Genomic DNA, 26,219 nt, shown 5'->3' with positions numbered 1-26,219 from the left:
GAACGAGTTGCCGCGCTTGAAGCCCGGCTAGAAGAGCAGGCAAAGCAGCACCGATGGCTCGTAGATCTGTTCCACCAGCGTGACCGCTTGGTGCATGAGACATGGTGCCAAACCACGGAGATCCTGCGGCTGGCCTGGGAGTGCTTCGGGACCCGAGCAGCCAGCTCACTGCCTGCGACGCCGTCAGCAGCTCCGGCGCAAGACCCAGGTCCTCCACGCAATCCCCCAGCAGGACCCGGATCAGGAGAAGGCGGTTGAAGGTGTCGTCGGTCATGATCAGCGGGTGGCTTGCTGTTGGTGGCGGGTGAGGACGGCGATGGCTTCGGTGAGGCCGCGGGCGTAGTTCCGGTGGGTCGCTCCGGATTCGATCCACTTCCGAGCCGTGGCCTCGCGGGCCATTTCCCGTTCATCGTCGCGCAGCTCGGTCAGCTCGCGGATCGCCGCCGCGAAGGCATCGGTGTTAGAGGCGGGGGTGGTCATGGCTGTTGCTTCAGCACTTCCTCCAGTTGGAGTTGACGTTCTTCCGCGTCTTTAAGCGTGGCTTCCAAATTCGAAGCCGCCACTCGCTCGGCCGAGCCACTTGGAAACAAGAGGCACAATCCGTGAGCCACCATGATGCGGCGACTAATCGGAAGGCCCTCCGAATGGGAGAGGGAGAGACTCGCCACCTCTCGGCGGCATTCGTCGTCAAAATTCTTGTCGATCGAATCGCTCATCGGATGCCGAGTTCGCTGAGGATCAAGTTCAGGGTCTTAGGATTTTCCCCGTGATTGATCGCTCGGTTTACGGTGTTGCGGGCACGGCCGATGGCCTTGGCGAGGTCGCTTTGGGTCCAGCCCTTTCGAGCCAGCTCCACATCGACGGCGCGCCTGCGGGTCTCCGTAGCTTTTGGTTTTTGGTTGCGGGCTCCTGTCATTTCTGAACAACTTGTTCAGCGGCACAGTGAACTTTCTGTTCATTGGCGCAAGACAAAAATGAACTCTTCTGAAACCTTTGTTCAGCGATTTGCCGTCCTGATGGCCAAACGTGGGATCAAAAGTCGGGCCGAATTGGCCACGTTGCTTAATATTTCAAGGACTCAGCTTCACTACATCGAGAAGGGAGAGAAAGATCCTCAGCCTCGAATTTTGGAAAGATTGAACGAATTGGAGAGAGAGTCAGGAATTCAAGGTGAGCAATTTGTTCAGATCGCTCAAGTGGGAGAAGCTCCCCCGCCAAGGTTTCCACCGAAAAGAACGACTCGCTACATTCCCGTGATCGGGATGGCCCACGCTGGAGAAGCGCAGAGCTACGAAGAGCTCCATTGTGATCCAGAGGACCACGTGCCCACCGAATGCCGCGACGAGAAAGCATTCGCGGTCCGGCTGGAAGGCGACTCGATGGAGCCGGAATACAAAGAGCGCGATCTCCTGATCTTGATGCCGGAGCGCCGCATTTACACGAACTGCCTGGCTGTGTTGAAGCTGGCCAACGACGGGGTGGTGTTTCGCCGAATTGAAATTCGCGGCGACACGATCCGATTGATCCCGCTGAACAGGCGCTATGAGCCTGACGTGATCGAAAAGAAGGATGTCACGTGGGCCTATCCGGTTTACGGCATGTGGAGACAAATCACCAACTGACCCATGAAGGATTCTCTCCCTTTTCAATTGGGCGTATTGACGGTGACCGCGCTGCTGCTGGTGAGCTGCGACAAAAGCGATGACGTCAAGCCGCTGACCTCCAGCGCTCAGCCGGACTCGGTTTTAAAGAACCCTGAGATTCGCCGGGAAATACGCAATCTTGACGGCGCGGCGTTGCTAGTTGAGGTGAACGAATTGCTTGGGAAGCGGGTCAAGGCTGTCCAGCAACGTATGGAAATCCGACAGGAAAAAAGCAGGGCTCTAAGATTGGGCCCGATGCCAGAAGAGCAGGACAGGAAAACCAAGGAGCTGGAGCTCGACTCGGACATCGCCTGGAAGCTGCTAGACCAGAAGCGCGCCAACCTGGATCGGGATGCTGAGAAGTCCGACAATCTACAGCTCCATCTCATGCTGGAACAAGACGATCACCTTGGCAAAGCCGACAAGTTTGACGCTGAGTCTCATGAACAGGCCTTGGATTTCAAACGTGACCCGGCAGGGGCAACGAAGGTTTCCTTGGCTCTGGGGGATAAGGCCCGTTTCGAGCTGAACGAGGCTGTCCGATTGCAACGCGAGTGCGCGGAGATCAGGGCAAAGCAAGCCGCCCAAAAGTAAAAAATCCGGCTGTGCTATAGTCGGGGCATGAGGCCCGACGGGAATCACGAGCTGGACGCCCTGCCCCTGTTTTCCTGGGCAGAGGAGAAGCACGTGGTATCCCCGCGCACGGGGGCGAAGTTGCCGCGCTGGGGCAGCGTGGCGAAGGCGTGCGAGCTGCTCGACGATTGCGACCGGGAAACGATCTACATCCTGATCAAGTCCGGCGCGATCCGCGGCTACAAGCGGCGGCCGGACCGGGAGAACTCGCATTGGCGGGTCGATCTCCTGTCCGTCTGGCACCACAAGCAGAGCCAGTTCAGGCAGATCGGTTAGAGCCTCCGGAGGCGGTTTTCGGGGGTGCCTCCGGACCGAGTAGCGGCAAGTGGAGGTAGGTGGAGGCGGGTGGCGAATCAACCGCCGCGGGGTCCGGCAAGGTGGGCTCCTCGCAAGAAACCACCCACCCCATGAACGACCGACTCCAATCCCACGTCCGGCACATCCTGACCGCGTTGTTCGCCGGTCTCGTCCTGTTCCTGAAACACAAGTTCATCTCCCAAGGCGCGCTGATCGACATGGTCGGCACGAGCCTCAACAACGCGATCGATCCGGCCACGCTGGTGATCGCCGGTTACATCGGCTCCGTCCTGGTGAAGGCCGTGGGCAAGTGGCCGTGGCTTTCCTTCTTCATCGGCAAAGGCGCGGGCTCCGGGGGGAGCGCCGCGCTGATGCTGGTGACCTGCACGGCGTTCGCGCTCCTGGCGGTGTCGCTGACGTCGTGCAGCACCACTTCCATCACGCGGACCGACGCGAAGGGCTACAAGGTCGTGACCGAGACGAAGGCCCTGGACACGGGTTTCGCCTCGCTGGCCGGGCAGCTCATCCAGGGGCTGACGGGTGCCAAGGCCCCGAAGCCACCGAAGGCGGCGAAGGTGCAGCCGATGCCGATCCGCGTGCTTCCGAAGGCGGAAGCGGAAGCCGCCGTGGTGAACGCCACGAAGTGACCCCTTTGCGGCGAGCGGTGCCGATGCGCACCGCGTGAGGGCAGAGATCCGCGAGCCGGATCGAGGACGCCCCGCCGCACAACTTTCCAACCACGGGACAGGAATGTCCCTGCCCCCAGCCAGCGCATGCAGACCGCCGCGATCGATTTCCACCACCCGTTTTTCGGCACGCTGATCGGCGTGCTGATGATGGCCGGAATCGTCGGCCTGCTGTTCCGCATGCTGCTGCGCGCCCTCGATCGAACCCACGGCATCAACCCTTCCAAAGACGATGAGTGATCTCCCACAACTCACCCGCCAGATCCAGGCGCGCCTCGGCGTGACGGTGGATGGCACCTACGGCCCGGCCACGGCCGCCGCCATCCTGGCCGCGCTGCCCGCTCCGGCGGTCGCCACGCCCGCACCGATCCCGCCCTCCGGCGACATCGACAGCCGCACGGCCGGAGTCTTCGCGAAGCTCGATCCGAAGATCGTGCCGAACTTCCGCGACTTCTATCGCCAGGCCAATGCCCGGCTTGCCGATCGCGGGCTCTCCTACGTCGCGGTGCAGGGCACCCGCACGATGGCCGAGCAACAGGCGCTCTACAACCAGGGTCGCACCACGCCGGGTCAGATCGTCACCAAGGCCAAGCCGGGTTCCTCCTGGCACAACTTCGCCGTCGCCGTCGACTTCGGGGTGTTCCGTGGCGGCAGCTATCTGGACGAGCACGAGCCGGGCCTCGCCGACAAGATCCATCGCGAGATCGCGACAGCCTTGGCGGATGAATGCGGCCTCGCCTGGGGCGGTGACTGGACGTCGATCAAGGATTTCCCGCACTACCAGCCCGCGTCGTTGCCCGCCTCGCCCAACGACCACTACCGCGAACTCTTCCAAGAGAAAGGGTCCGTGCTGTGATCGATCCATTCGCCGAACTCGTGCATGCCAGAGGCTGCGGTTGCGCGGATTGCCAGGGAGCGCGCCCGGGACCGCCGATCAAGTTCGCGGCCCCGGTTGTTGCCGCCGGTGCTCCGGTGATCTGCAACGGCGAGCTGATGTTCCGGCAGGCCTGCGACGCCACGAGCCGCCGCGAGTTCGTGATGGGAGTCACGTCCAGCTCGCTGCGTGAGCTGGACGCCTACCTGGAACGCAAGGCGGTGCTCACCGGCACGCCTGGCGACCTGTGGGCGGACGTGATCCACGAGATCCGCAGGCGGTGGTTGAAGGGAGGTGCGCAGTGATGTTGGCGATGATCCTCGCCGAAGCGGCGGCCGCTCCGGATTCCCAGCTCTCCGGCGAGTGGGTGCTCAAGATGATCGGCGCGCTGTTCGCAGGGCTCGCCCTGATCGTTCCCGCCCTGGTCGGCGTGCACCGTCACGCCACGACGAAGGAGCGTGAGCGCCATCGCAACGTCACGGTGCAGGCCCCGTTCCCCACGGTCTCGGTGCAGGCGAACAACCCGCCGCATCCATCCTGGGACCAGCACCAGGCGCTGGCCGCCCGCGTCGATCTGATCGAGACGGCCGTGGAGAAGCTCCGCACGGAGCAGGCCGCCCAATTCAAGGAGATCATCACCTCCGGCCACGAGCGGGAGAAGAACATCACCGCCGCCTTCAACGACAAGATCGATGACGTCGCCCGCGATTGGCACGGCCGCCTCGATCTCATCTTCCTGCACTTCGGCATCAAGACCCCATCGCGCAAGCAATGAACCCGCAACGCACATCCCAGATCCGCAAAAGCATCCTCACCGCGCTCAAGCGGGCGGATGGGTATGCCCTGGTGGACGAGTCGCTGCGTTCCCACGTGAACGGCCTGACCCGCCCGCCCATCGAAGACGACGAGTGGACCGAGCACATCCAGTGGCTGGAGGAGACCAAGCGCATCGTGAAGGTGCCCTGCGAGATCGATGAAACGATCGTGCAATGGGCGATCACGGAGCGGGGCGAAGGACTGTTGGCCAAATTCAACTGACCGGGTGAATGCTGGACCCAGATCAAGATCCGCGCCCGGACGCGAAACTGCAGAACCTCTCCGACGAGGAGCACGAGGTGCTGTGGCGCTTCCGCCATCCGGAGAAAGGCGGCAAGAAGCTGAAGCTCGATGCCATCCTGGTGGAAATTCCATTGCGCTACGGCTTCACCGTGGCGTTGTCCACCTTGTCGGACTTCTATCGCTGGCTGGCATTCAGGCGGCGCATTGCCGAGGCGAAGCGCCGGGCGAACCAAGCGAAGGCCGAGCTGGCGAACGATCCGAGCATCACGCCGGAGGAGCTGGACCGTGTGGCGCAGATCGTCTTCACGTCCGAGGCCACCGAGAACCTGGACATCAAGGGCTACGTCGCCCTGGCGAAGCTGCGGCTGGCCAAGGAGAAGCACTCCCTGGAGCGGCAGAAGCTGGAGCTGGCGACGAAGACCAAGTTGGAAGCCGGACTCGATGCCTTGCTGGGCGAGATCCAGGGCAACGACGCGGCAATGAAGATCTGGAAGCAGCTCAAGGAGGTGCTGGCGCAATGAGCCTGATCAATCGCCTCGACGAACGGCTGGCGAAGGACGGCACCAAGGAGGTGCCTAAGATCGGCAGCTTCCGGGAGTTCCTCGAAAAGCACGCCAGGGCGCGGACGCCCGATGGCCGTTACGTGCCGTATTCCCTGGAAGGGCGCGAGGCGCTGATTCCGGTCATCGAATACATCGACCTGGTGCTCGGCTCCCACACGGGCGTGCCGCTGGAGGATTCCGTGCTGGCTCTGTGCGGCGGCGCGCAGTTCGGCAAGACGATCCTGGAACTGAACCTGATGGCCTACATGACGGCGATCCGGTTCCAGAACGTGGGCCTCTACCTGCCGGACGAGAACCTGGTGGAAGGCGTGGTCGATTCGAAGCTGCGGCCGGACGTCATCCAACAGATCGATTTCCTCGGCCCGCTGATGACGGTGGGCAAGGCCAAGGACAACCGTGGCCGGGCGCTCAACCGTAAGGGCGCATTCTCCGTGAATGATGGCAAACGCAACGCCGTGGGGATGATCATGGGGATGAACAAGATCCCCACGACCTTCTCGATGGAGCTGGCCGCCGAGGATGAGAAGGACGACATCCCGCCGAAGAACTCGAAGTATCTCGTGGGCCGCATGGCGGCGGGCAAGCTGCGCTTCCGCATCTCGATCGGCACCCAGCGCATGCACGGTGCCGGGCAGAACAAGGAGTGGGAGGACGGCAGCCAGGGCATTTCCGTTTTCGATGTGGGCGGCGGCAAACAGATCCGCCTGGAAACCTCGTGGCCGCAATGCTGCCGCCTGGCGGTGGATGGCGTGCCGAAGCCGAGCGATCCGAAGCTGACCCACACCGGCCAGTTCGAGAACGAGAAGAAGGAACGCTGGCCCTACAAGCCCGGCCAGGTGTTCTACCTCGCCGATCCGGAGACGGGAGCGGTGGTGGACCGCCGCAAGCCGATCGAGAAGCACCTGGTGCCGGATCGCATCGAGATGCGGAATGTGTCCTTCACGATTCCGCAGCTCGCGATCGACGCGATCGATCTCAACCAGATCGTGAGCCGCTGGCAGGCGGCGGTCATCGATCCGGACAGCATGATCGTGTTCTGCTGCGAGGTGCTGGCCTTGCCGAAGAACGCCACGCAGGCGCTGTCCCCGGAGATCCTGATCCGCAGCCGCGGGGCGGGAGAACCGTTCAACTTCGCGCTGGCGCTGCGCCCTGGTACCACCGGTTACGGCGGACTGGACACGGGCAACCGCTGCTGGTTCGTGGCCCGCGAGGTCGCCAGCGAGGTGGAGAAGCGCATCGTCCACGCCGAGGAGATCCCGATTGCCGACGTCGTGCGGCGGGCCGAAACGCTCTTCCACAAGATCGGTCTGACGGCGTTGTTCGTCGACGCCCGCCCGGCGGTGAACGAAGCGCGCCAGCTCTGCTACAAGCTCAACGGCCTGGAAGGCATCAAGTGGCCGAAGGTTTCCGATCCGGAGAACTCGCGGATCGAGTTCCCCGGCGGCCTGGTGTGGGACGGCAAGAACAGCGAATGGAAGGGGCTCAAGTGCGCGGTGGTCGAGTTCACGCGGCCCCAGGGCGGCGGCATCGTCCAGGAGATCGGGCAGGAGCAGGCCGACGGCATCACGCGCTACTATCCGGTCATCAAGTGCAACCGCTTCGACACGATCGACCGCGTGGTGAATGAATTCCTGACGCCGGAGGAGAACGTCTATCGCCAGCACAAGGGCGAGGTGTTCCAGGAACCGGTGATGCGCCTGCCGGTGCAGCCGCCGGGAAGCCCGGCCATCCTGCAGACGCTGGACCGCCATCTGATCACCGGATCGGCCCGCGAGGAGAAGAACGGTGAGAAGGGCGACTATGTCGACAAGTGCGAGAACCACCTGACCCTGGCAGACGCCTATTCCGGCCTCGCGGAGCAGGTGGTGAAGGCGGCCGTGGGCAAGCGCGCCCCGATCAAACCACGCCCGGGCGGCAAGCGGACCCGGAACAAGGAAAGGAGCCTCAAAGGGGTATGAGCGAGAAACGCGCCAGAATCGATTTTAAGGGGGGGTTAGATTTGGGAGCCAAGATCATCCGGCTTTCCGTTCCTAACCGTTTTGCAACGGGTTTGCGCCGTTTTGCAACGGGGTCCGCGACCCTTCCGGGGAAGGAGGTCCGCCGATGAGCCGGGAAACCACCCTTCCGACCCGTTCCGGCGGGTTCTTCGGCCGGATGCGCGGCATCGTGAACCGGGCGGTGATGTCTGTCAGCTACCGATTCCACGTGGCGGCGGCGAACTCGTGGCGGGACACCTACAATCCGCTGCGGAGCCTCACCATCCAGCGGGCCGTGTGCCTGCTGGAGGAAGGCGAGCGCGGGGCGTTCGCGGACCTGATGTGGACCTACCGCTACATCGAGATGCAGGACGCCACCCTGGGCGCTCTGATCGAGCGCCGGACGTCCGCCATCCAGGAGCTGGATTGGAACATCGTGATGCGGGTCGACGTTCCGGCGGGGAAGACCGGCGTGGCCAAGCGCCAGAAGGCCGCGCTGGAGGCGACCTACAAGCGGATCAAGAATCTCAGCGCCGCCTTCGAGCATCTCGCGATGGCGAGCTTCCGTGGCTTCTCCCGGCTGGAGAAGGTGACCAACGGCGATGGCGAGATCATCGCGCTCGCTCCCGTGGACCAATGGTTCTGGGTGCGCCAGGGGCTTTACGGTGCCTGGAAATACAACCGCAGCGCGACGTTCGGCACCAATGCCGGCGAAGAGGTTCCGGAGCCGCGATTCATTTCCCGCGAGGTGGCCCGGCCGATCAACCGCGTGGCGCTCATCGCCTACGTCCGGAAGGGCCTGTCTCAAAAAGACTGGGACGGCTTTATCGAACAGTTCGGCATCCCGGCCGTCTTCATCGTGATGCCGGAGAACGTTCCGTCCGACAAGGAGGACGAGTATCTCGAAGCGGCCGACCAGATCACCAGCGACGGCCGTGGCGTGTTGCCCGGCGGGTCGAAGGTCGAAACCGTCGACAACGGAGCGCGTGGCAACAATCCGTTTAAAGAACATCTCGCCTACCAGGATGAACAGGTGGTGCTGCGTGGCACCGGCGGGATGCTCACGATGCTGGCGCAGAGCGGCAGCGGCACCCTCGCGGGCAATGCGCATGCCGATACCTTCGCCGCGATCGCCCGGGCCGAGGCCGCGGAGATCTCCGAGATCCTGCGAGCCGCCATCGACGCCGAGGTGATCGAAGCGGAAACACCGGGCGAGGAAGCCTGGGCGCGCTTCGAGCTGGCGGCCAACGAAGAACAGGACAGCAGCCAGGTGGTGAAGGATGCGTGCCTTCTCAACAGAAGCGGCTTCACCGTCGACCCGGCCTACATCGAAGAGAAGACCGGATACAAGATGGTGCTCGCCCCGTCCGTGCAGACTCCCGAGGGGAAACTGCTCAACCGACTGATGGGCCTGGCGGGCCGGACCAGCCGCAACGACTTCAAGCGCCATCCCGAGGACATGCTCCGGATCGTGGGGAACATCTTCAATCGCCAGCCCTCCGAGGAAGGATGGAAGAAGTTCGGCCGTGAGACCGGCACCCTGGGCATCCCGCGGGAGATCATGCCGCAGATCCAGAGCGGCAACCGGGCGGCGATGGTAAACTTCCTTCGCGCCCGTGGCATCGACTACACCAAGGAGTCGGTGAAGCCCGCGGACCTCAAGCCGACGCAGGCCGAGTATTCGCCCGCGAAGGTGGCGGCCGCGAAGGCCCACCAGGGCGCGCAACGCGCCATCCTGATTTCGTCCGACAACCACGTCGTCGACGGGCATCACCAGTACAAGTCCGCCCTGGAAGACGGACCGAACGTGCCGATGGATGTGTTCCGGATCGACGCGCCGATCATGGCGGTCATCGGCCTGCTGCTCCAGATGGAGAGCACCGGCCAGGCGCTGATGAACCGGCACTACTCCGCCGAGAACGGCGACACCTTCCAAGACTTCATCCGGGCGGTGCGCGGCGACAAGGAGGCCGATGCCATGGGCCGGACAGCCTCGATGCAAAAGCTTTGCAACGCCCTTTCCGCGGACTTGCAGCCGCTCGGCGAAGCCCTGGCAGGTGCCCTCGCGGCCGGTGACGAGGCGGCGATGCGGGCGGCGCTGAAGAAGATCTCGGCGGACATGCCCGACTTCCTGCAATCCCCCGAACTGGAGGCCGCTCTGGGCGAGGAGCTGGCAGCCGCCCTGATCCAACCCAAATCCGATTCCGAATGAGCCACCCCATCCACAACCGCAAAGGCGAAGTCCCGGCCGACGGCTGGTTTGAGATCGAAGCCCCCGGCACCTATCCGGCGGGAGTCGATGAAGACGAGAACCCGCGTGAGCAGGTGCTCGATGACATCGCCTTCAAGTCGATCGTCAACCGCTTCCAATCCGACAAGGCGGCCGCCGGTGCCACATGGGCCGGTCTGCTCGTGGACCATGACCATCTGTCCCACGACATGGACAAGAGCACGGCGGCGATGGCCTGGGCGCAGGATGTGCAGGTCCGCAACGGCATCCTGTGCGCGAAGCTCGACCTGACCGACATCGGCGAGCCCGCCGTGAGGAACCGTCGATTCAAGTTCTTCTCCACCGAATACGACGCCGGGGATCTCGAAGACCTCGGCGGCGGCAAGGTGAGGCCGCTGCGTTTGGCGGGACTCGCCTTCACGAACCGCCCCAACAACCGGGGCCGGATCAAACCGATTTCGAACCGTGCCGAGGCTGGTGCCAAGGGCGGGCAGAAAACCGAAACCACAACACAACCGACGATGAAGAACATCGCCACCGCACTGGGGCTGCCCGCCGATGCCGACGAGGCCGCCATCCTTTCCGCGATCGCCAAGCTGAAAAGCGACCAGGCGACCGCCGAAACCGAGAACAAGGAGAACGCCGCTGAGACGATCATGAATCGTTTCGGTGATCGCGTCCCCGAAGCCGCACGCGCTGGCTGGAAAGCGCATCTCATCCTGAACCGCAAGGCCACCGAGGAGCTGATGGAAACCACCTTCCCGAAGCAGGAAGTGAAGGAAGTCGAAAAGAAGCCGGTCGCTCCGATCCACAACCGCGAGAAGGCGAAAGCCCCGGACGCGGTGAGCGATGGCGGCACGGAGCAACAGCAGGCCGCCGGGAAGAAGAAGGCGGCCGCGATCCGCAACCGTGCCGCCGAGATCCAGCGCACCGAACGCATCCCGTGGAACGCGGCCTTCAACCGCGCCGCTGGCGAACTGTCCTGATCCAACCCCACCCACACCCAACCTCAACCCGATAGTTCCGATCCCATGAACTCGAACAAAGCGATCTTCTCGACGCAGAGCAACACCCAGGCCGGGCATATCCCCGGCGAATTCGCCGCGGACCTGACCGGCAAGGAAGGCCTGCTTGCCAAACTGACCAGCGACGGCTTCGCCCTTCCGTCCGCCGCTTCCGACCTCACCCTCTGGATCATCCTGGAAGGCGGGGCAACCTCCGGCACGGTGTTGCCGCTCACGCCGCTGGAGAACGTCCGCGTGCGCGCCAACGGCACCGGAAGCAAAGGCGACATCCTGGTGCTGGCCACCGGCGGCGACCTGGGCAAGGCCACCAAGCTGGCCGCGCAGACGGGACGCCTGTTCGTCCTCGGTATCGCCGAGGAGGACTGGGAGGACGAGCAGCTCGTGCTGTTCCGACCGCATCCTCACTACCTGGACACTGGCTCCGCTCCCACCGCGTTCAGCGGCGCGACTCCGGCGGCCACCGGATCCAGCAACGCGGCGACGCCCTATGGCTTCACCACCTCCGCGCAGGCCGATGCGCTGGTGACCACGGTGCGCGAGATCCGCGCCGCGCTCGTCGCGAAGGGCATCATGGCCTGATCGCTCCAACCCGAACCCTGAACCCACACCTCATCCAAAAACATGAGCAAACTCGCTGAAGTCAGTTCCGATCCGATCCTCAAGGAATACTCCCAGGGGGCCGCCCAATCCGCCACCTCCGCGGTGGCCGATTTCCTCGCTCCGACCGTGCCGGTGGCCACGCTCACCGGCCGTTACAAGGAGTATACCCAGAAGAACCGCTTCCGGATTCCCAATACCGCGCGCGCCCTGGGCGGAAGCGCCACCCAGATCGGCTTCTCCGCCAAGGACAAGACGTTCAACTGCGAACCGCATGCCCTCGATTTCCCGGTGGACAACCTGGAGAAGATCGAGACTGCGGATCTGATGAACGTCATGCAGGAAGGTGCCGACCTGGTGGCGGCGGCCGCCGCCCTGGCGCATGAAAAGAAGGTGATCGACGCGGCCCTGGCCGCGATGGGCAATGGCACCGCGCTGGCGATCACCGCCGGTGACGACATCATCGACCAGATCGACAAGAAGATCACGGCCGTGATCAAGGCCGCGAAATACGGCGGTCTGATGGGCGTGGGCGTCATCTTCGGTGCCGGTGCCTACCGCGTTGCGAAGAACCATCCGTCCGTGAAGTCCCGCTTCGTGGCGGGCGGCAAGGGCCAGTTCGCCGTGCCGACGATCGAACAGTTCAGCCAGCTCCTGATGGCCACCCCGGATGTCCGCCTGAGCCTGATGTGCTACGACGACGCGCCCGAAGGCCTGGCCGAGGACATCCAGTTCACGCTGGACGGCGACATCCTGGTGTTCGCCCGCATGGCCAACCCGACGCGCTTCGACCCGTCCTTCATGAAGACGTTCCGCCTGCGCGGACAGTTCATGGTGCCAGGCACCTATCAGAAGGAAGACGGCCGTGGCGAGGTCGCCAAATACGACTGGTCGGAAGACGTCCAGGTCACGAACGAGGAGGCGGCCGAGCGCCTCACGGTTGCGTTGAACTGATCCCTCCACCCCTGTTCCGGATCTTCTTTCGATCCGCAGGCTCCGTGAAAGCGGAGCCTGTCATCGAGACAAGAACCCTCAATTTCCAATCATCATGTGGATCACCCTGACAACCGACGCGCTGGTCGGCGCGCTGAGCGACACCGAGCGCACCACCTATCGCACGCATGTGGCGGTGACAGGCGGCGTCGATCCGCTGCCGAGCATCCTAGCCGCGGTCACGAAACGGGTGCGCAACGCGATCCGCTCCTGGCATGAGAACCGCCTCGATCCGGACCCGACCACGATCGCGGACGAGTGCGAGGACGCGGCGATCTGCCTGATCCGCTACCGGCTGCTGTCGATGATCGACGAGGCCGTGAGCGAGCCGCGCACCAACGAATGGAAGGACGCGGTGGCGTTCCTGAAAGACGTCCGTGCGGGCCGGGCCTCGATCGAACGCCCGGACGAAAACCCGGAAGCGCCCGCGCCGCCGCCGAGCCCGAGCCCGCGAATCATCGCCCGGCGCAAGCGGTTCAGCCGCGACATGCAGAACGGGATCTGACGGGCGAAGCCCTAAGCACTAAATCCTAAATCCAAATTCCTAAACGAAGAGAAGCCATGCCGAAGAACGTCACCATTTGGGCGCAGCTCGATACCGACAAGGCCGTGCAGATCACCCTCACGGTGGTGGAGCGCGGCACGGGCAACCTCGATCCGGACCGCGAGCGCCAGCCGACCATCACCGAGATGGAGGAAATCACGGGCGTGCTCAACCGGCGCGACTGGACCTTCAACAAGCCGATCTAACATGCTTTCACTTCCACCACTGACGGTCTTCTTCCTCTTCGTCTGCCTCAGCCATGAACGGCGGGTTGACGCGGTGGAAGTGCCGCTCCCGGATGCGCGTTTCGTAAATGTGGCTCTGCTCGAAGCCGGTCGCGGTGACGAATTGAACACGCAAGCGAACCGTCTCGCCGGTGGTTCCCAACCCCCAAGGGTAGCGGATCACGAAAAACTGATAATCACTGTTCGGGGTATCCATGGGATCGACCGTGAAGAGCAGATCCCGGTTCTGCATGCCGCGAAACTGAGCGTCGCCGTCGATCCGGATTTCGAGCTGAGACACCTCGATGTCTTTGCGGAGGTTACAGATGATCAAATGATGGCCGAGATGGGGCAGAGCGTCCAAGGTGGGATGGCCCGGCGTCTTTTCCGGGCATCCGACAACGTTGCCGACGGGGACTCCCCTGAGGTCGGGGCTCTGCACGAGCCCGGTCGCACGGAAGCGCGGCGATTTTGCCAGCCCCTCGTTCTGGCGGTCCAGCCGCTGCAAATCCAGTTGCCGCGACTGAGCCTTGAAGGCCCGGTAGGCCCAGATCGCGGCCACAACCGTGGCGATCGCCTCCACGGAGGCCCAAATCCAATCCACTACTTTACAGGCGAATTCACCGCAGGTCATGCGCGCCATCGTAGCGGCGTGTCCGGACTTAACCATTGGAAATAATCCACGATCTTGCCCTCGACTTCTACAGATCCTGTCTTCGATGCGTTCCGTGCGGCGAACGCCCGCAAGGCGCTGCCGACGCACCTGGACACGGCTGGCCTGCGCCAGCTTTCCGCGGCGGTGCGGGCGCGTGCGGTGTTCACGGCGCGGGGCACGAGCACGATCTACGTGAACGAGCTGAAGCGCGTGGTGGACCTGCTGGCGAGCGGCGACATCGGCATGGCGGATGCGCGGGCGACGTTGATCGAATGCCTGCGCGCCCTGGGCTACACGCCCGAGGGTGGATTCCCCGGCGAGGGAGTCGGCCAGGTGCCGCCCGCGATCCGTGGCTCGCTCCAAGATCTGTCCTCGTTCCGTCGGATGAACCTGACTCTCACGACGCAGGTCGACCTGATGACCAACGCGGGCCTTCAGCGGCGCGGCATGGAGCCGGTGAGGCTCGCGGAGTTTCCCGCGTTCGAGCTGGTGCGGATCTCGCCACGGGCCGCGCCCCGCGATTGGAAGGCGCGCTTCACGATCGTGGGCGGCGTGCTGGTGGACGGCGGCCGCATGATCCTTTTCAAAGGCGATCCGCGCTGGGGCGAACTCGGCTCCTCGGAGAACTTCAATGACGCCCTGGACGTGGACACGCCACCGCTGGCGTTTGGCTCCGGTGTGGGCTGGGAAGAGCGCAGCCACGCGGAGTGCGTGCGCTTCGACATCCGCGGCCCGGAGGGCGAGACGGTCGACGAATGGCTGGCCAGCCCGAAGCGGCCGCGTGTGATCGCGGGCGCGATGCCGCTCCCGGCGCCACGGCTGACGATGCAGGATGTGTCTCCGGATCTGCGCCGGAAGTTCGAGGTGGAGACGATGTCGAAGCCGGTGACGGAAAAGCCGGGGCGCTACGACTACAGCGACCTGCTGGAAGAAAGCCTCGCGGAATCGCAAGCCGCCTATCGCAAAGGCAGAAACGGGAGGGACGGGCAATGAACGTGCAGATCCGTTTCAAGGCCTCGCTCGGCACGGTGGAAGCCCTGCGCGACGGGCTGACCACGATGGAGAACGTCAACGCCCGCCTCGCGGTGGAGGCGATGCAGTTCACGCAGCGTTACCTGCGCGGGCTGAACCGCCACGCCACGGCCGAGGGGCTGGGCGCTGCACCGACGCTGCACCACGAGCGCACGGCCGGTCGACTGGAAGCGGCTTCCGACGAGCAGTTCGCGATCCTGCGCATCCCGCGGTCCTCCGGCCTGGGCCGTGCGTTCCATGACGTCGTCATCCTGCCCGGCAGCGGCCGCCAGTTCCTCACGATCCCGGCGGATGCCCGCACCTACGGTCGACGGGCCGGTGAGTTCGCCCCGGGCGATCTGACCTTCACGATCGTGGGCGGCCGCTATCCGGCGCTGATGTTCACCGATGGCTGGACGGTGGCCTTCTGGCTGGCCCGGAAGGTCGAGCAAAAGCAAGACCGCTCGCTGCTGCCCTCCGACCAGATCTACCGGGCGCTGAGCCGCCGCGTGATCCTCAACTACATCTCCGAACTCCGAGAAGCCGCCTGACATGGGAAAAGCCCGCACACACGCCGCCCTGATCCAAGCACGCCTCGCCACGGCTCCGCTGGTGGACGAGGAGCACCGCGAGCTGCCGACGCCGGTGGACATCACCGGCGTGGACTTCGTCTACGCCCGCCAGGCGCTGCCGGTGGACAAGGTGGCGGAGATCATCGGCCGGACCAAGGGCGTGGTGATCTCGATGACCTACACCGGCTGGAGCCCGCTGGACGCGGCGCAGAAACGCCCCCGCATCACGAAGCACTACGAGCTGACGGTGTGGAGCCGCCCGCTGGTGCTGGAGAGTGGCGAGGAGGCCAAGGCCGACGGCGCGCTCTACGCCGACGACGTGATGGATAGCGTGATCATCCGGCTGTGGAAGTGGCGGCCGGAGGAGGACCACGTGAACGGCGAGGTGGAGATGAAGGGCGGCGACCAGGTGCCCGACAAACGGTTCCTCCTCTACTCCGGCGAGATCTCGATCCCCGCATTCCTCTGACAACCGATTTCCAACAACCCCGAAACCACCATGGCCAAAGAACCAAAGAACGAAACCGAAGTGCTGCTGATCTTCGAAGTGCAGCCCGGGCACAAGCTGAAGCGCGGCAAGGCGCTGTGCTTCCCCGGCACCCAACTGAAGCTCACCCAGGCGGAAGCCGACGCGGTGAACGCGAACCAACCCGGCGCGCTCGCCTACGTGGGCCTCGCCTGATCCGAACCTCCAACCCCGATACCCCATCCCATGACTCCCACCTTCATGCTCGAAGCCGATCTGATCGGCGCGCTCGTGTTCTTCGTGGAGGACGGCACCGAAGTCGACAGCCTGGTTGTCGGCGAGACCGTCATCCCCGACTTCACCCCGATCTCCAACTGGCCCTCGCTGGGTAACATCCAGGAGAGCGGATTCTCCAACGAGGGAACCGACGATCCCTTTTACAGGGTCATGCCGAGCGGCAAGCAGATCAAGGTGCCGCGCAAGTGGACCAACGCCGACATGTTCGCGTTCACGGCCGACGAGATGCACGAGCTGTCCTGGCGGCTGCAGATGGGCCTGCCGAGCAGGATCGTCCTGGGCACCGCGCAATCGCCGGGCACGCTGGACGATCGCCAGATCACCGGCTGGCTCTACGTGCAGGGCCGCAAGGGCGGCAAGGGTGCCGACCGATTCCGCTTCATCTGGCGCGTGCAGCTCCGCCTGCAGGCCGACATCAAGATCGGCCAGAAGTCGGTGAAGGGCGCGCTGATCGCCCACAAGATCGACGAGCTCGATGCGGAAAGCGTCGTGTTCCCGGACCTCGGCTAAGCCCACGCGACCACGGCCATGGCGTTGACCGGAACCCCACCGACCGCACCCGGCACGATCGTGCCCGTCCACACTCCCGGCGCGCCGACCGCGCCCGGGAGCGTGGTGGGTGCAGTCGGTGGGGGATCTCCGGATGCGCCCGACCAGGTGGTGCCGGACTACACCCCCGGCATCGGCGGGCCGCCATCTCCTGTGGGTGTGCCGACCTACAGCGGGACGATGGGTGGAACGCTGACGGCCGTGAGCGCCGGTTGGTTCAACGCGCCGACCTCGATCTCCTACGAGTGGCGAACGCCCGATGTGCTCGGTTCCCACCAGAGCGTGAGCGGCGCGACCATCGACAGCTCCGCGCATGACGGCATCTGGTATCTGCGCGAAACCGCGACCAATGCCCACGGCTCCTTCATCGCGATCTCCAACGCCATCACGCTGCCAGGCGGCGGCGGTGGCGAAGGCTCCTGACTTCATCCCTCCTTCCAACTTCCAACGCATCCGATCCCATGCCCTCCGCTCCTGGTTCCGTCTTTCCTCCGTTCACGCCCGGCACGCCCGATGCCCCGGGCAACATCACCGGCGATCACACGCCAGCTTCTCCGACCGCTCCTGGATCGGTGGTGGTGGACCACAGCGCCGGATCTCCGGACGCGCCGGGAAACGTGGCGGGTGACCACGCGCCGGGATCTCCGACCGCGCCTGGCAGCGTGGTGGGGAATCATCCGATCAGGCCGCCGGAACAAGTCACGGACGCGAGCGTGGCTGCGACGGCGACGATCGGTGGCAGCGTGACGGCGGATACCGGGACGTGGCGGAATCTGCCGACGTTCACCTACCAGTGGTTTGTGAATGACGTGCTTCTGCTGGGGGCAACAGCCAACCCCCTGACGGTGCCCAGTATGTCCGGCGAACTGAAATGCCGCGTGACTGCCTCCAACGGGATCGGCGACTCGGTGGTGGCGTGGACCGGCGTGTGCGCGGTTTACGATGCCGACCTGGTCACCTTCGCCTCGGCGGCGACGGCGGACCCGATCACGGTCCGCTCCAAGAAGGTGCAGCTCGATGAGTGGTTCCGCTGCGCCAAGGCGGTGGGCTTCTGGAACAACCTCGCCTTCTACGCCGCACGCAGTGGATTCGGTGCGGGCTACCCGGCGGGTCCAGCCGGTTACTCCGGATCGACCTACGCGGGCAACCGCAACAGCACGCGCTGGACCATCACGGGCGGCAGCTTCGGCGCGGACGGCACGACGCTGGCGCTGGGAGTGGGCGCGAACCAGACGCAGTATCTCGGGGCGAGCTACGCGCCCTTCTCCGGCGGGAACAATCCGGCCTTCGGCTCCATCGTGCGGGTGGACGATCCCTTTCCCGCGAGCGAAGCGCCCGGGAGCTACATTTACGGCAACGCGGCGCTGACGACGGTGATCGCCACGGGCGGCCAATCGTTGTCCGTGATCAACCTCTCCGCTCCGGTGGCGGGCTATGGCGGAGCGAGCCGGAACTACGCGCCCTGGTCCCTGCAAGGGGCCGGTGCCAATGCCTTCGGCTACTGTGCGAACACGAATGCGGGGGATGGCGGCAGCAGCCGCTGGACCGGGTGCAGCCCGGTGAGCAGCCCCACGCTGCTGCTGTCTTACCGGTCCGTGGGCGAGAACGTGGTGCACGCGGTGCGCAACTCCATCGCCGACACCAACCTTGCCACGCTCTACACGCAGGAGTCCTTCGCGGCCTACGCGAACAACATCCGCTTCACGGCTCCGGCCGTGACCAACGGCCACACGGGCGTTCTCTACGCGGCGGTGCTGCTCTACGGGACCAAGGCGCAGATCGCGGCGCTGCCGCTGGCGCAGATCTGGCCGGTGATGGCGACCACCTACCTGCGCGATCTGGTGGACTACGTGTGCCACGGTGGATTCGGCCAAAGCAACGAGACGGCGGAGTTGACGGCCGCGGACTTTGGCGCGCCGGGCGGGGTGGCCGATCTCAAGAATGTCTCGGTTTCCAACATCAACGCCAACTTCGGAGGGGAGGCGATCTCCCACTATCTGATCGCGTCTGCGACGAACACCGGAAATCTCCAGGCGGACCGGCAGACGGACAGTGACGCGGCCTACAACAGCCCGACCAACGGCTTCCGGATGGTGACGGCCTCCAATGCCTTCGCGGCGATCCTGCCGACCAACGCGCTGGCGCTGGGGCGCACCACCAAGGTGCTGTCCTGGAACCAAGGTGAGAGCGATACGGAATATCGGTTCGAGGCGCTGCGTTACCAGGCGAACCTCACCCAGGTGATCGCCCGGCTGCGTGCGATCCATGGCAGCGACGTGAGGATCATCTATCACCTGGTGGACTACGATCCGCCGTTCCGCACCGCCTCGGGAAACAACCTGACGATCTCCGGTCTGACCGGCGGAGCCAGTGGGGCCAATGGCACCTATGCCATCCAGGCCGCCGCGGGCGAGACGGATTACAACGTGGCCTATGTGTTCACCAAAGGCACCTACACGCTCCAGATCGCCAGCGGCAATTGGGAGCTTCGCAACAGCGGCACGCTGATCATGACTGGCAGCGCCACCAACGCCGCGCACCCGGAACTGGTGGCGAGCTGGACCTTCGCGACGGGCGGCGGCACCCCGGCCTTCGCGGAAACCCGCACCGGCAACATCGAGCAGGTGCGCCAGGCGATCCGGAACGTGGCGGCGGCCGATGCGCTCGGCTGGGTCATCGACACGCGGCCCTTCCCGCGCGACACCGATCCCGGCGGCGATCCCACGGCGGTGCATTATTACAACACCCCGGCGGCCGTGGTGCTCCACGCCGCGGCCATGAAAACGGTGTTCCAGAGCAGCGGGTTCCTCTTGCCGAAGTAAGCCATGCCCGAACACGTCACCAACTGCCGTATCACCTGGGACCCGGATGGCCGGGCGCTGGTGCTGCTGGATTTCGGCGAGCACTTGATCGACGACATGCAGTTCGGCGGTGAGCAGGGGTTCTCACCCTTCGGCCCGCTGGGAGCCAAGAACGCGGTGCCCTACGCGAACGGGGAGATCGTGGAACCGCACACGTGGACGCGGCGGCGCACGCATGCGTCCCGGCTGGCCGCTCAGCTCTACTGCCATGTGCACCCGCAGACGCTGCCGTATCTGAGCGACCGCAAGGTGCTGCGCTACGAATACCAGGACGGCGCGGTGGTGGATTACCAGGACGCCGTTTTGCTGGCCGCTCCCACCCGCCAATGCTTCCCGGCGGCGAACGAGACGACGACGATCTACAAGGCCGTGTCCGGGGAGATGATTCCGATGAGCGGAGTTCCCTTCACACCGGGCATGACCTGGCGCTGGCTCGACATGGCCTGGGAGGACATCCCGGGCACGTGGGAGGACATGTGAGGGCGCGGGGCGAAGCACGAAATTCAAAGCACTAAATTCCAAACGAAGAGACCATGGGACAAGACCTCTCCACCAAGAAACCGGCGAGCGACGAGCAGACCTTCAAGTGGCTGCTGCACAACTCCGGCGACAGCCTTGCAACGGGATACCGCGTGAGCCTGGGCGATGGCTCCGACCTGCCGCTGTGGCTGAAGACGGGGCAGATCGGCTTCTACAACGCGGGCGGGGTCCTCACCAAGTTCGACTCGGCGGCGACGCAGACGCGGGTGGTGACCTTCCAGGATGCGGACGGGATGGTGTTCCCGGACACCTACAAAATACAGACGGCCGATGTGACGGTGAGCAACACGGGCCTGTCCACGGCGATCGATGATCTGGAGTTCACGCCGCTGGCCAACGGCCGCTACGAGTTCGAGGTGTGGGCGATGGTCCAGAGCGCGGCGACGACGACGGGCGTGGTGATCAGCATGACCGGCCCGACGGTGACGCAGTTTGTTTGGGAGGTGCGTGGCCCTTCCACCAGCGCCAGTGCTCCGCAGATCGCGACGGGAAATGGCTTCACGGTGACCTTCAATGGCACCGCGATTCCGGCCGCGAACACGCCTCAGCCCTTGATCATCCGGGGCTCGTTCCTCGTGACCGGATCGCCGGGCGCGCCCGTCAAGGTGGTGCTGAACACCGAGGTCAACGGCTCCGCGGTGAAGATGCTGACGGGTTCTTACGCCCGCTTTCGAAGAATCGGCTGAGGCCAAGAGTGCCGAGTCAGCAGTGATCAGAGAAGAGAGAAGCGATGTCCAACGATCCGACGATTGACCTGAGATTCCAAACCACCGGCGTGAAGCAGGTGGTGAAGGACATCGAGCAGGTGGTGGTGACGCAGAAGGACGCGGAGGAATCCGCGGCCACGGTGGTGGACCAGGCAGAGGAGCGGAAGCGCCAGGCGCTGGAACGCACGAAGCGGCTGAAGGCGGCCGCCGAGGAGATCAACAAGCGCGAGCAGCAGGGCGCGGCCGACACCGCCGCGGCGATCGTCGAGGCCGAGGAGAAGAAGCAGCAGGCGGTGGCGGAAACCTCCGACGCGGAACAGCGCGAGGCGGAGATCCGGAGGAAGATCTACGAGGAGGACACGCGCATCTCGAATGCGGCGGCGGCCGCCTACGTGGCGCAGCAGCAGAAGATCAAGGACGAGGCCCGGGCGCGGCGTGAAGCGCGCCTCGCCCAACAGGAGGCCGTCACGAAGCCGGAGAACAACCCGATGGCCTCCGGCGTGACGCCGATGACGGCCGCCGAGATCGAGAAGGAAGACGCGGCGCGCAAGGCCGCGAACGCGGAGATCCTGCTGGGGCTGAAGCGCAAGGAGGCCGCGATCGAGACCGAGCGGCTGGCGGCCGCCGAGCGCAAGGCGACGACGGAGAAGGAGCGGGAGGCCGATGTGCAGGAGGCGATGAACCGCCAGGCGCTACGGGCACGTGGCCAGATGGGCAAGCTCCCCACGATGCCGGTGGCGGGCGGCGCGGCCGGTGGTGGCAGCGAGGCCGATCCGAGCGATGCGACGGGCCTGAAGGGCCTGCTGCGTGGCACCTCGATGGGCGACGTGGCCGCGAACGTCGCTCCCTACGCCGCGATCGCGCTGGCGGCAAGGAAGGCGGTGGGCGAGGTGGCGGAGCTGGCCAAGAAGCAGGCGGAAATCGATCCGGCCTGGGCGAAGGAATACGCGACCGAGCTGAAGCTGCTGGCGTCGCTGCAAGATCCGATCGGCGAGCTGATGGAGACGCTCGCGGGTGGGCCGAAGAAGGCGCAGGAGGAGATGGTGAAGGCCATCGCCTATGCGAAGGATGCGCGCACGGCCTACCTGGAACTGAAGAAGACCGAGGAGGACCGGAAGAAGGCGATCGAGGAGCGGACGATCAAGACGCAACTGGAACAGGAGCTGACGGCCAACGAGAATCTTTCGAAGAGCATCGAGCGCCAGATCCAACTGCTCAAGCAGCGGCGGGACGCGGACGTTGCAATCGCGGACAACGCCGCCGACACGAAGATCGCCCAGATCCGGGCGGGCGCGGGGACCGACGCGGAGAAGGCCACGCAGGTGGCGGCGCTGGAAGCCGAGAAGCGGCAACGGGCCTATCAGAACGCGCTGGCCGACGGGGCGACTGAGACCGCTATCGCGCAAGCCAAGGTCAACGAACTGAACGGCACTCTTCAAGTTTGGCAGGGAGCATTGGATGCTGCCAGCATCCGGCTGGTGGATGCCCAGTTGAAGCTGGAGAAATTCAACGAAACGCATCCTTCGAGGCTGGGCAAGGACCCGACTCAAAAGGAGCGGGATGATTTCGCGATTGCCGAGAGCGATCGCGCCGGGATGAGGGCCGACATCGGCAAGGCTCGGGGCGACGTCAACTCGACCACCGATCAAAGGAACGGAATTCAAAACCAGCTCAACGAGGCGCAGGCCAACCTGGAGCAGCTACTGAAGGAGCAGGCCATCTCGAATGAGAAGCTGCTGTCCGATTTTTCGAACGGCCAGCAACAAGCTGCAATTGCCCTAGGGACCTCGCTGAACGACCAGGCGCGGGCGTTCCAGGACAAGATCAAGCAGATCGATGCGGACAACGCCGCACGAGGCATCGAGAGCGACAATCTCCTTAAAGGAGCGATCCAGACGATGTCCGAAATACTCAAGGACGGCATCGTCGATCCCACCGAGATCCAAAAATTCCGCAACGCCTTCACCGAAGTAATGAACTCACGTGCGGCCCTAGATCGGGAGATCTACTCCCAATTGGCTAAAATGCAGGGGGCTTATAACCAGCTTCTAATCGAATACCGAAACCTCAAAGCCCAGCGTAACCAATGACCAAGTGGACCTTCCAAGGATCGAACGGCCTGGCGTGGGATGAACGCAAGCGAACCGGCGCGGAGCGCGGCGTGCCCGCGGATGTGGACCTCTCCTGGGAGTGCCTGGAGGCCGGGCGGATCTCGTGGACGCAGCAGCGTGGCACGCGGCCTCCGGACGTGGGGCAGCGGATCGTGATCTATCGGGACGACGAAGCGGTCTTCACGGGCTACGCGAAGATCCGGCCGTGGAGCTGGGTGAAGGGCGAGGGCGCGACCTTCAAGGTGGAGCTGGTGGACGCGATGTGGATCCTGGGCGAGCTGCCACTGATCAGCGCGTATGTGGGCAACAACGGCTCGCAAACGGTGCAGCCCAGCATCGACCTCCCGCAGCAATCGATCCGCTCCAGCGTGGTCCAACTACTGGGCTCGCAGGCGGTGGTGCAGCAGGGAATCCTGGACATCCCGGCCGACTTCATTGTGGGCAACCGCAGCTTCTCCGGAGGCTCCTGGCTGGCGGCGATGGTGGAGGTGCTCAAGCCTCTATCCGACCATGCGGTGTATCTGGACTACTTTTACAATCCGCCGACCTTCAACGTGGTGAGGAGGAGCGGGCTGATGGAGGAGGTGACGCTCATCCCGGGACGGCACGAGATCCACGAGATCGCGGACTTCACGCCGCGCCCGGATCTGAAACCGGCGGGGGTGATCGTCTCCGTGGCGGAGCGCGGGGCGAACGGAAAAGTGAACTTCATCAAGCGGCAGGTGGGCGGCGCGGGAGGCGGGCAGGTGGTGGCCGTGTCCTCGCCGCAATTGCTGCCTTTCATCCCGCCGGATGACCTGCCGAGCGTGGCGATCCAGACGAGCCCGATCGTGGGGGGATGGGCGGAAGCGAAGGTGCTGGACACGGCGATCGCGCAGGCGATCGCGAACTACGGCGACATCACGCCGACGGCCATTTCGGGATTCGATTTCCTCTACTCCAGCTCCGGAGGAACGGGCAGCACGAACACGACGCAGATCGCGCCTGCGGTGATCAAGCAGGTGAGCAGCGGGGCGGCGGTGGCGGCCAGCTCGTGGCACCGGGTGACGAACGGAGCATCGTTGCCGGATTTCCTGCTGACCGATTATTCGATCAAGAACGGGGCCATCCAGGTGATGGGCGTGTTCCGCCTGCAGATCTACGGAGAGCCCTTTGCCAGCGTGCCGAACACGCTGCTGGCGCTGAACAACGCGGGGCGGGTGACGTGGCTGAAGGGCTACCCATCCGGAGGCACGGCGATCCTCACGAACTACTACATCCACGTGGACTACACGATCGACAGCGCGATCAATGGCCCGGCTCCGAACCTCGGCTACACCTCGCTGACGACGGTCTATCAGAAGGCGGCATATCAATACCGGACGGAGCCGCCGGGGCTCGCGGAGAACCTTTTCAACGCGCAAAACTTCGTGCCCTGGGAGGGGCAGATCAGTTTCACGCCGAAGATGCCGTGGCGGCGGTGGATCGGCTGCAAGATCAACGTGATCCACCCGGATGATCCGGACATGGCGACGGCCGGTGCGATCGTGCAATCGCAGTCTGTGAACCTGCGCACGGGCGTGGTGACGATCCGCTGCGGGACGCCGATGCGGGTGGCGATGAGCGACGTGACGGGCCGCTACCGCGCCTCCAGATCGACGGACAACATTCAAGCGACGTGACGAGACGATGAGGGACTACAAGCAATTCGAAGTGCGGGCGACCGAGGGCGGCGATCTGTGGGCGGGCGATGGCTACGTGCAGAGCCAGCGAGGCGGGGCGCGGGTGCGGGTGGCGGATGACGCGACGGAGATCTCGGGCATCGAGCAGCGGACGTTCCTGGGCGGCAGCGGCCGCAACGTGAGGCTGACCTCGCCGGATGCGACGGGCGCGCCGCACGGGATGTTTCGGGCAGTGTCGCCGATGTTGTTCGTGGGTCAGCTCAACGGGGCGTGGGAGCTGCGGTATGATGAGGAGGACGGGAGCGTGGAGCTGCACGATGGTGTGGACGTGGTGGCGACGGCCGCCGCCGGGACGGTGCCGCTGGGCGGGCGGATCATGTGTGGCTCGCTGGCGACGGCGGGTGGCGATGGGGGCGGCGTCTACGAGGTCGAGTTGGGATCGGACACGGGGACGGTGGAACTCGTTTTCAATGCGTTCAGCGTGCCGGATCGATTCGTGGTGACGTGGGATGGGGTGGATGTGATCGACACAGGCCTGCGGGGGGATGATGGGGACTACACGCCCGTGGGCGGTGGTGCGCCGGAAACCGTGGTGTGCGACGGGGTGGGTGCCGGAACGCTGAGCTTCAACAAGGCGGCCGCCACGCCGACCAAGGCGACCGTGACGGTGCTGTCTCCCTATGAGGGCACGGGTTGGGAGTTCGCGCTCGGGTGCCCAGGAGGCGGCAGCCCGCCCTTTCCGCCGAGCACGCTCCTGGACGACGGGGAGTTCACGCTGGTGGCGACGCCCTACGGGGAAACGACCTACTTCGGCGGCGAGCCGTTCGGTCTCGTGGCGCGGGTGGAGAAGGCGTATGTGGCCGCGACGCTGTTCCAGAAGGCGACGGTGAACCCGATGGCCGGGACGGTGCCGGGGCAGACGTTCACAGCCGCCTCCCGGAGCGAATACCTGGGTGACACGGACGCGGCCTGGACGATCACGGTGGCGAGCGATGGCGTGGCCAGCATCAGCGACGGCACGATCACGGTGGCAGCGCGGGCCAGCGGCCTGCCAGACGAGGCCGGAGGGGTCTACACGGCGACGGAGGACGGCGCGGCGGCCTACAACGACGGGGAGCCCTTTGACATCGTGGTGAGCCTGCTGGCGACACCGCCCAGGACGGGGCACGTCTACACGCTGATCACGGAGGGCTCGCCGGGAGAGGTCACGGCCGCCAAGGGGCCATTCCTGGCCCGCACGATGCCCGCGCCGAGCGCCCCGCACTATCCGCTGGAGCTGGCCGAGATCCTGGACGGGGGCACCGTGCTGCCGATCCGCGAGGGGGTCATTCCGTGGGGGTGAGGACCGGCGGCCGCAACGGGTCGGCAGGGGCGTTGCAACGGGGTTGCCGGTGGCGGGAAACGGGGGCGAAACGGCCCGTTTTTCTCAACATCGCGGCAACTTT

Annotated in this window: 32 protein-coding genes; 29 read left to right on the top strand and 3 right to left on the bottom strand. The window is 64.8% G+C overall.

Annotated features, from left to right (window positions below):
- Positions 1 to 276: 276 nt before the first annotated feature.
- Positions 277 to 480 carry a hypothetical protein gene (locus llg_RS03620; RefSeq protein ID WP_338287191.1) on the bottom strand — a complete coding sequence of 68 codons (204 nt, stop codon included), beginning with the start codon at positions 478 to 480 and terminating at the stop codon, positions 277 to 279.
- Positions 477 to 716 carry a hypothetical protein gene (locus llg_RS03615; RefSeq protein ID WP_338287192.1) on the bottom strand — a complete coding sequence of 80 codons (240 nt, stop codon included), beginning with the start codon at positions 714 to 716 and terminating at the stop codon, positions 477 to 479. Before llg_RS03615 ends, llg_RS03620 begins: the two co-directional genes overlap by 4 nt.
- Before the next feature lie 54 nt (positions 717 to 770).
- Here llg_RS03615 and llg_RS03610 point away from each other — a divergent pair, with 54 nt between their 5' ends.
- The 17 genes from llg_RS03610 to llg_RS03530 all read left to right on the top strand — a co-directional run bounded on the left by llg_RS03610 (position 771) and on the right by llg_RS03530 (position 13,326).
- Entirely contained in the window at positions 771 to 1,622 is an 852-nt protein-coding gene (locus llg_RS03610) for a LexA family transcriptional regulator (protein WP_338287193.1), read from the top strand.
- A 3-nt stretch (positions 1,623 to 1,625) separates the two neighbouring features.
- Positions 1,626 to 2,237, top strand: coding sequence for a hypothetical protein (locus tag llg_RS03605; RefSeq protein WP_338287194.1), 612 nt, complete (start codon positions 1,626 to 1,628; stop codon positions 2,235 to 2,237).
- A 27-nt stretch (positions 2,238 to 2,264) separates the two neighbouring features.
- Positions 2,265 to 2,552: a hypothetical protein gene (locus tag llg_RS03600; RefSeq protein WP_338287195.1), complete on the top strand. Its 288-nt coding sequence runs from the start codon at positions 2,265 to 2,267 to the stop codon at positions 2,550 to 2,552.
- Positions 2,553 to 2,683: 131 nt separating this feature from the next.
- Positions 2,684 to 3,220 (top strand): hypothetical protein, encoded by a 537-nt coding sequence (locus llg_RS03595; RefSeq protein WP_338287196.1) that lies wholly within the window; start codon positions 2,684 to 2,686, stop codon positions 3,218 to 3,220.
- A gap of 126 nt (positions 3,221 to 3,346) precedes the next feature.
- Entirely contained in the window at positions 3,347 to 3,499 is a 153-nt protein-coding gene (locus tag llg_RS03590) for a hypothetical protein (RefSeq protein ID WP_338287197.1), read from the top strand.
- Positions 3,492 to 4,115, top strand: a complete 624-nt coding sequence (locus llg_RS03585) for a M15 family metallopeptidase (protein ID WP_338287198.1) — start codon at positions 3,492 to 3,494, stop codon at positions 4,113 to 4,115. Before llg_RS03590 ends, llg_RS03585 begins: the two co-directional genes overlap by 8 nt.
- On the top strand, positions 4,112 to 4,438 hold the full coding sequence (locus tag llg_RS03580) for a hypothetical protein (RefSeq protein ID WP_338287199.1): 327 nt from the start codon (positions 4,112 to 4,114) through the stop codon (positions 4,436 to 4,438). The genes llg_RS03585 and llg_RS03580 overlap by 4 nt, the downstream gene beginning before the upstream one ends.
- Before the next feature lie 8 nt (positions 4,439 to 4,446).
- Positions 4,447 to 4,908, top strand: coding sequence for a hypothetical protein (locus tag llg_RS03575; protein ID WP_338287200.1), 462 nt, complete (start codon positions 4,447 to 4,449; stop codon positions 4,906 to 4,908).
- A complete protein-coding gene (locus llg_RS03570; RefSeq protein ID WP_338287201.1) occupies positions 4,905 to 5,171 on the top strand; it encodes a hypothetical protein in 267 nt (88 codons plus the stop codon). The genes llg_RS03575 and llg_RS03570 overlap by 4 nt, the downstream gene beginning before the upstream one ends.
- Before the next feature lie 8 nt (positions 5,172 to 5,179).
- A complete protein-coding gene (locus llg_RS03565) occupies positions 5,180 to 5,713 on the top strand; it encodes a hypothetical protein (RefSeq protein WP_338287202.1) in 534 nt (177 codons plus the stop codon).
- On the top strand, positions 5,710 to 7,713 hold the full coding sequence (locus llg_RS03560; protein WP_338287203.1) for a hypothetical protein: 2,004 nt from the start codon (positions 5,710 to 5,712) through the stop codon (positions 7,711 to 7,713). Before llg_RS03565 ends, llg_RS03560 begins: the two co-directional genes overlap by 4 nt.
- A 145-nt stretch (positions 7,714 to 7,858) precedes the next feature.
- Positions 7,859 to 9,943: a DUF935 family protein gene (locus tag llg_RS03555; RefSeq protein WP_338287204.1), complete on the top strand. Its 2,085-nt coding sequence runs from the start codon at positions 7,859 to 7,861 to the stop codon at positions 9,941 to 9,943.
- Positions 9,940 to 10,947, top strand: a complete 1,008-nt coding sequence (locus llg_RS03550) for a phage protease (protein ID WP_338287205.1) — start codon at positions 9,940 to 9,942, stop codon at positions 10,945 to 10,947. Before llg_RS03555 ends, llg_RS03550 begins: the two co-directional genes overlap by 4 nt.
- Positions 10,948 to 10,992: 45 nt before the next feature.
- A complete protein-coding gene (locus llg_RS03545; RefSeq protein ID WP_338287206.1) occupies positions 10,993 to 11,565 on the top strand; it encodes a hypothetical protein in 573 nt (190 codons plus the stop codon).
- A 42-nt stretch (positions 11,566 to 11,607) separates the two neighbouring features.
- A complete protein-coding gene (locus llg_RS03540; RefSeq protein WP_338287207.1) occupies positions 11,608 to 12,537 on the top strand; it encodes a hypothetical protein in 930 nt (309 codons plus the stop codon).
- A 94-nt stretch (positions 12,538 to 12,631) separates the two neighbouring features.
- A complete protein-coding gene (locus llg_RS03535; RefSeq protein WP_338287208.1) occupies positions 12,632 to 13,081 on the top strand; it encodes a phage protein Gp36 family protein in 450 nt (149 codons plus the stop codon).
- Between the two features lie 56 nt (positions 13,082 to 13,137).
- A complete protein-coding gene (locus llg_RS03530; protein ID WP_338287209.1) occupies positions 13,138 to 13,326 on the top strand; it encodes a hypothetical protein in 189 nt (62 codons plus the stop codon).
- A 7-nt stretch (positions 13,327 to 13,333) separates the two neighbouring features.
- Here llg_RS03530 and llg_RS03525 read toward each other — a convergent pair whose 3' ends face one another.
- A complete protein-coding gene (locus tag llg_RS03525; protein WP_338287210.1) occupies positions 13,334 to 13,987 on the bottom strand; it encodes a hypothetical protein in 654 nt (217 codons plus the stop codon).
- Between the two features lie 45 nt (positions 13,988 to 14,032).
- On the opposite strand from llg_RS03525, the gene llg_RS03520 reads away from it, so the two are divergent.
- Genes llg_RS03520 through llg_RS03465 form a run of 12 tightly spaced genes read left to right on the top strand, consistent with a single transcriptional unit; the run spans position 14,033 to position 26,116 of the window.
- Positions 14,033 to 14,992: a hypothetical protein gene (locus llg_RS03520; protein WP_338287211.1), complete on the top strand. Its 960-nt coding sequence runs from the start codon at positions 14,033 to 14,035 to the stop codon at positions 14,990 to 14,992.
- A complete protein-coding gene (locus tag llg_RS03515; protein ID WP_338287212.1) occupies positions 14,989 to 15,561 on the top strand; it encodes a hypothetical protein in 573 nt (190 codons plus the stop codon). Before llg_RS03520 ends, llg_RS03515 begins: the two co-directional genes overlap by 4 nt.
- A 1-nt stretch (position 15,562) precedes the next feature.
- Entirely contained in the window at positions 15,563 to 16,051 is a 489-nt protein-coding gene (locus llg_RS03510; RefSeq protein WP_338287213.1) for a hypothetical protein, read from the top strand.
- Positions 16,052 to 16,081: 30 nt separating this feature from the next.
- Positions 16,082 to 16,264: a hypothetical protein gene (locus llg_RS03505; protein WP_338287214.1), complete on the top strand. Its 183-nt coding sequence runs from the start codon at positions 16,082 to 16,084 to the stop codon at positions 16,262 to 16,264.
- A gap of 30 nt (positions 16,265 to 16,294) precedes the next feature.
- The gene (locus llg_RS03500) at positions 16,295 to 16,855 is read left to right on the top strand and encodes a hypothetical protein (RefSeq protein ID WP_338287215.1); all 561 of its coding nucleotides are present in this window, start codon (positions 16,295 to 16,297) and stop codon (positions 16,853 to 16,855) included.
- 18 nt (positions 16,856 to 16,873) lie between these two features.
- Positions 16,874 to 17,317 carry a hypothetical protein gene (locus tag llg_RS03495; protein WP_338287216.1) on the top strand — a complete coding sequence of 148 codons (444 nt, stop codon included), beginning with the start codon at positions 16,874 to 16,876 and terminating at the stop codon, positions 17,315 to 17,317.
- A 38-nt stretch (positions 17,318 to 17,355) separates the two neighbouring features.
- Complete coding sequence (locus llg_RS03490; RefSeq protein WP_338287217.1) at positions 17,356 to 19,716, top strand: hypothetical protein; 2,361 nt, start codon at positions 17,356 to 17,358, stop codon at positions 19,714 to 19,716.
- 3 nt (positions 19,717 to 19,719) lie between these two features.
- Positions 19,720 to 20,235: a hypothetical protein gene (locus llg_RS03485; protein ID WP_338287218.1), complete on the top strand. Its 516-nt coding sequence runs from the start codon at positions 19,720 to 19,722 to the stop codon at positions 20,233 to 20,235.
- Between the two features lie 53 nt (positions 20,236 to 20,288).
- Positions 20,289 to 20,981, top strand: coding sequence for a hypothetical protein (locus llg_RS03480; protein ID WP_338287219.1), 693 nt, complete (start codon positions 20,289 to 20,291; stop codon positions 20,979 to 20,981).
- A gap of 44 nt (positions 20,982 to 21,025) precedes the next feature.
- Entirely contained in the window at positions 21,026 to 23,092 is a 2,067-nt protein-coding gene (locus llg_RS03475; protein ID WP_338287221.1) for a hypothetical protein, read from the top strand.
- On the top strand, positions 23,089 to 24,774 hold the full coding sequence (locus llg_RS03470) for a hypothetical protein (protein WP_338287222.1): 1,686 nt from the start codon (positions 23,089 to 23,091) through the stop codon (positions 24,772 to 24,774). The genes llg_RS03475 and llg_RS03470 overlap by 4 nt, the downstream gene beginning before the upstream one ends.
- Before the next feature lie 7 nt (positions 24,775 to 24,781).
- The gene (locus llg_RS03465) at positions 24,782 to 26,116 is read left to right on the top strand and encodes a hypothetical protein (RefSeq protein ID WP_338287223.1); all 1,335 of its coding nucleotides are present in this window, start codon (positions 24,782 to 24,784) and stop codon (positions 26,114 to 26,116) included.
- The last annotated feature ends 103 nt before the right edge of the window (positions 26,117 to 26,219 follow it).

This window comes from Luteolibacter sp. LG18 (genome assembly GCF_036322585.1).
GTDB lineage: Bacteria > Verrucomicrobiota > Verrucomicrobiia > Verrucomicrobiales > Akkermansiaceae > Luteolibacter.
The sequence above is the reverse complement of the archived record's forward strand: the minus strand, read 5'-3'. Positions and strand labels throughout refer to the sequence as shown.

Excerpts from the sequence above, each read along its gene's own strand:
- llg_RS03620 (WP_338287191.1), bottom strand. The coding sequence starts at position 480 with ATGACCACCCCCGCCTCTAACACCGATGCCTTCGCGGCGGCGATCCGC.
- llg_RS03615 (WP_338287192.1), bottom strand. The coding sequence starts at position 716 with ATGAGCGATTCGATCGACAAGAATTTTGACGACGAATGCCGCCGAGAG.
- llg_RS03605 (WP_338287194.1), top strand. The coding sequence starts at position 1,626 with ATGAAGGATTCTCTCCCTTTTCAATTGGGCGTATTGACGGTGACCGCG.
- llg_RS03600 (WP_338287195.1), top strand. The coding sequence starts at position 2,265 with ATGAGGCCCGACGGGAATCACGAGCTGGACGCCCTGCCCCTGTTTTCC.
- llg_RS03595 (WP_338287196.1), top strand. The coding sequence starts at position 2,684 with ATGAACGACCGACTCCAATCCCACGTCCGGCACATCCTGACCGCGTTG.
- llg_RS03590 (WP_338287197.1), top strand. The coding sequence starts at position 3,347 with ATGCAGACCGCCGCGATCGATTTCCACCACCCGTTTTTCGGCACGCTG.
- llg_RS03585 (WP_338287198.1), top strand. The coding sequence starts at position 3,492 with ATGAGTGATCTCCCACAACTCACCCGCCAGATCCAGGCGCGCCTCGGC.
- llg_RS03575 (WP_338287200.1), top strand. The coding sequence starts at position 4,447 with ATGATCCTCGCCGAAGCGGCGGCCGCTCCGGATTCCCAGCTCTCCGGC.
- llg_RS03570 (WP_338287201.1), top strand. The coding sequence starts at position 4,905 with ATGAACCCGCAACGCACATCCCAGATCCGCAAAAGCATCCTCACCGCG.
- llg_RS03565 (WP_338287202.1), top strand. The coding sequence starts at position 5,180 with ATGCTGGACCCAGATCAAGATCCGCGCCCGGACGCGAAACTGCAGAAC.
- llg_RS03560 (WP_338287203.1), top strand. The coding sequence starts at position 5,710 with ATGAGCCTGATCAATCGCCTCGACGAACGGCTGGCGAAGGACGGCACC.
- llg_RS03555 (WP_338287204.1), top strand. The coding sequence starts at position 7,859 with ATGAGCCGGGAAACCACCCTTCCGACCCGTTCCGGCGGGTTCTTCGGC.
- llg_RS03550 (WP_338287205.1), top strand. The coding sequence starts at position 9,940 with ATGAGCCACCCCATCCACAACCGCAAAGGCGAAGTCCCGGCCGACGGC.
- llg_RS03545 (WP_338287206.1), top strand. The coding sequence starts at position 10,993 with ATGAACTCGAACAAAGCGATCTTCTCGACGCAGAGCAACACCCAGGCC.
- llg_RS03540 (WP_338287207.1), top strand. The coding sequence starts at position 11,608 with ATGAGCAAACTCGCTGAAGTCAGTTCCGATCCGATCCTCAAGGAATAC.
- llg_RS03535 (WP_338287208.1), top strand. The coding sequence starts at position 12,632 with ATGTGGATCACCCTGACAACCGACGCGCTGGTCGGCGCGCTGAGCGAC.
- llg_RS03530 (WP_338287209.1), top strand. The coding sequence starts at position 13,138 with ATGCCGAAGAACGTCACCATTTGGGCGCAGCTCGATACCGACAAGGCC.
- llg_RS03525 (WP_338287210.1), bottom strand. The coding sequence starts at position 13,987 with ATGGCGCGCATGACCTGCGGTGAATTCGCCTGTAAAGTAGTGGATTGG.
- llg_RS03515 (WP_338287212.1), top strand. The coding sequence starts at position 14,989 with ATGAACGTGCAGATCCGTTTCAAGGCCTCGCTCGGCACGGTGGAAGCC.
- llg_RS03510 (WP_338287213.1), top strand. The coding sequence starts at position 15,563 with ATGGGAAAAGCCCGCACACACGCCGCCCTGATCCAAGCACGCCTCGCC.
- llg_RS03505 (WP_338287214.1), top strand. The coding sequence starts at position 16,082 with ATGGCCAAAGAACCAAAGAACGAAACCGAAGTGCTGCTGATCTTCGAA.
- llg_RS03500 (WP_338287215.1), top strand. The coding sequence starts at position 16,295 with ATGACTCCCACCTTCATGCTCGAAGCCGATCTGATCGGCGCGCTCGTG.
- llg_RS03495 (WP_338287216.1), top strand. The coding sequence starts at position 16,874 with ATGGCGTTGACCGGAACCCCACCGACCGCACCCGGCACGATCGTGCCC.
- llg_RS03490 (WP_338287217.1), top strand. The coding sequence starts at position 17,356 with ATGCCCTCCGCTCCTGGTTCCGTCTTTCCTCCGTTCACGCCCGGCACG.
- llg_RS03485 (WP_338287218.1), top strand. The coding sequence starts at position 19,720 with ATGCCCGAACACGTCACCAACTGCCGTATCACCTGGGACCCGGATGGC.
- llg_RS03480 (WP_338287219.1), top strand. The coding sequence starts at position 20,289 with ATGGGACAAGACCTCTCCACCAAGAAACCGGCGAGCGACGAGCAGACC.
- llg_RS03475 (WP_338287221.1), top strand. The coding sequence starts at position 21,026 with ATGTCCAACGATCCGACGATTGACCTGAGATTCCAAACCACCGGCGTG.
- llg_RS03470 (WP_338287222.1), top strand. The coding sequence starts at position 23,089 with ATGACCAAGTGGACCTTCCAAGGATCGAACGGCCTGGCGTGGGATGAA.
- llg_RS03465 (WP_338287223.1), top strand. The coding sequence starts at position 24,782 with ATGAGGGACTACAAGCAATTCGAAGTGCGGGCGACCGAGGGCGGCGAT.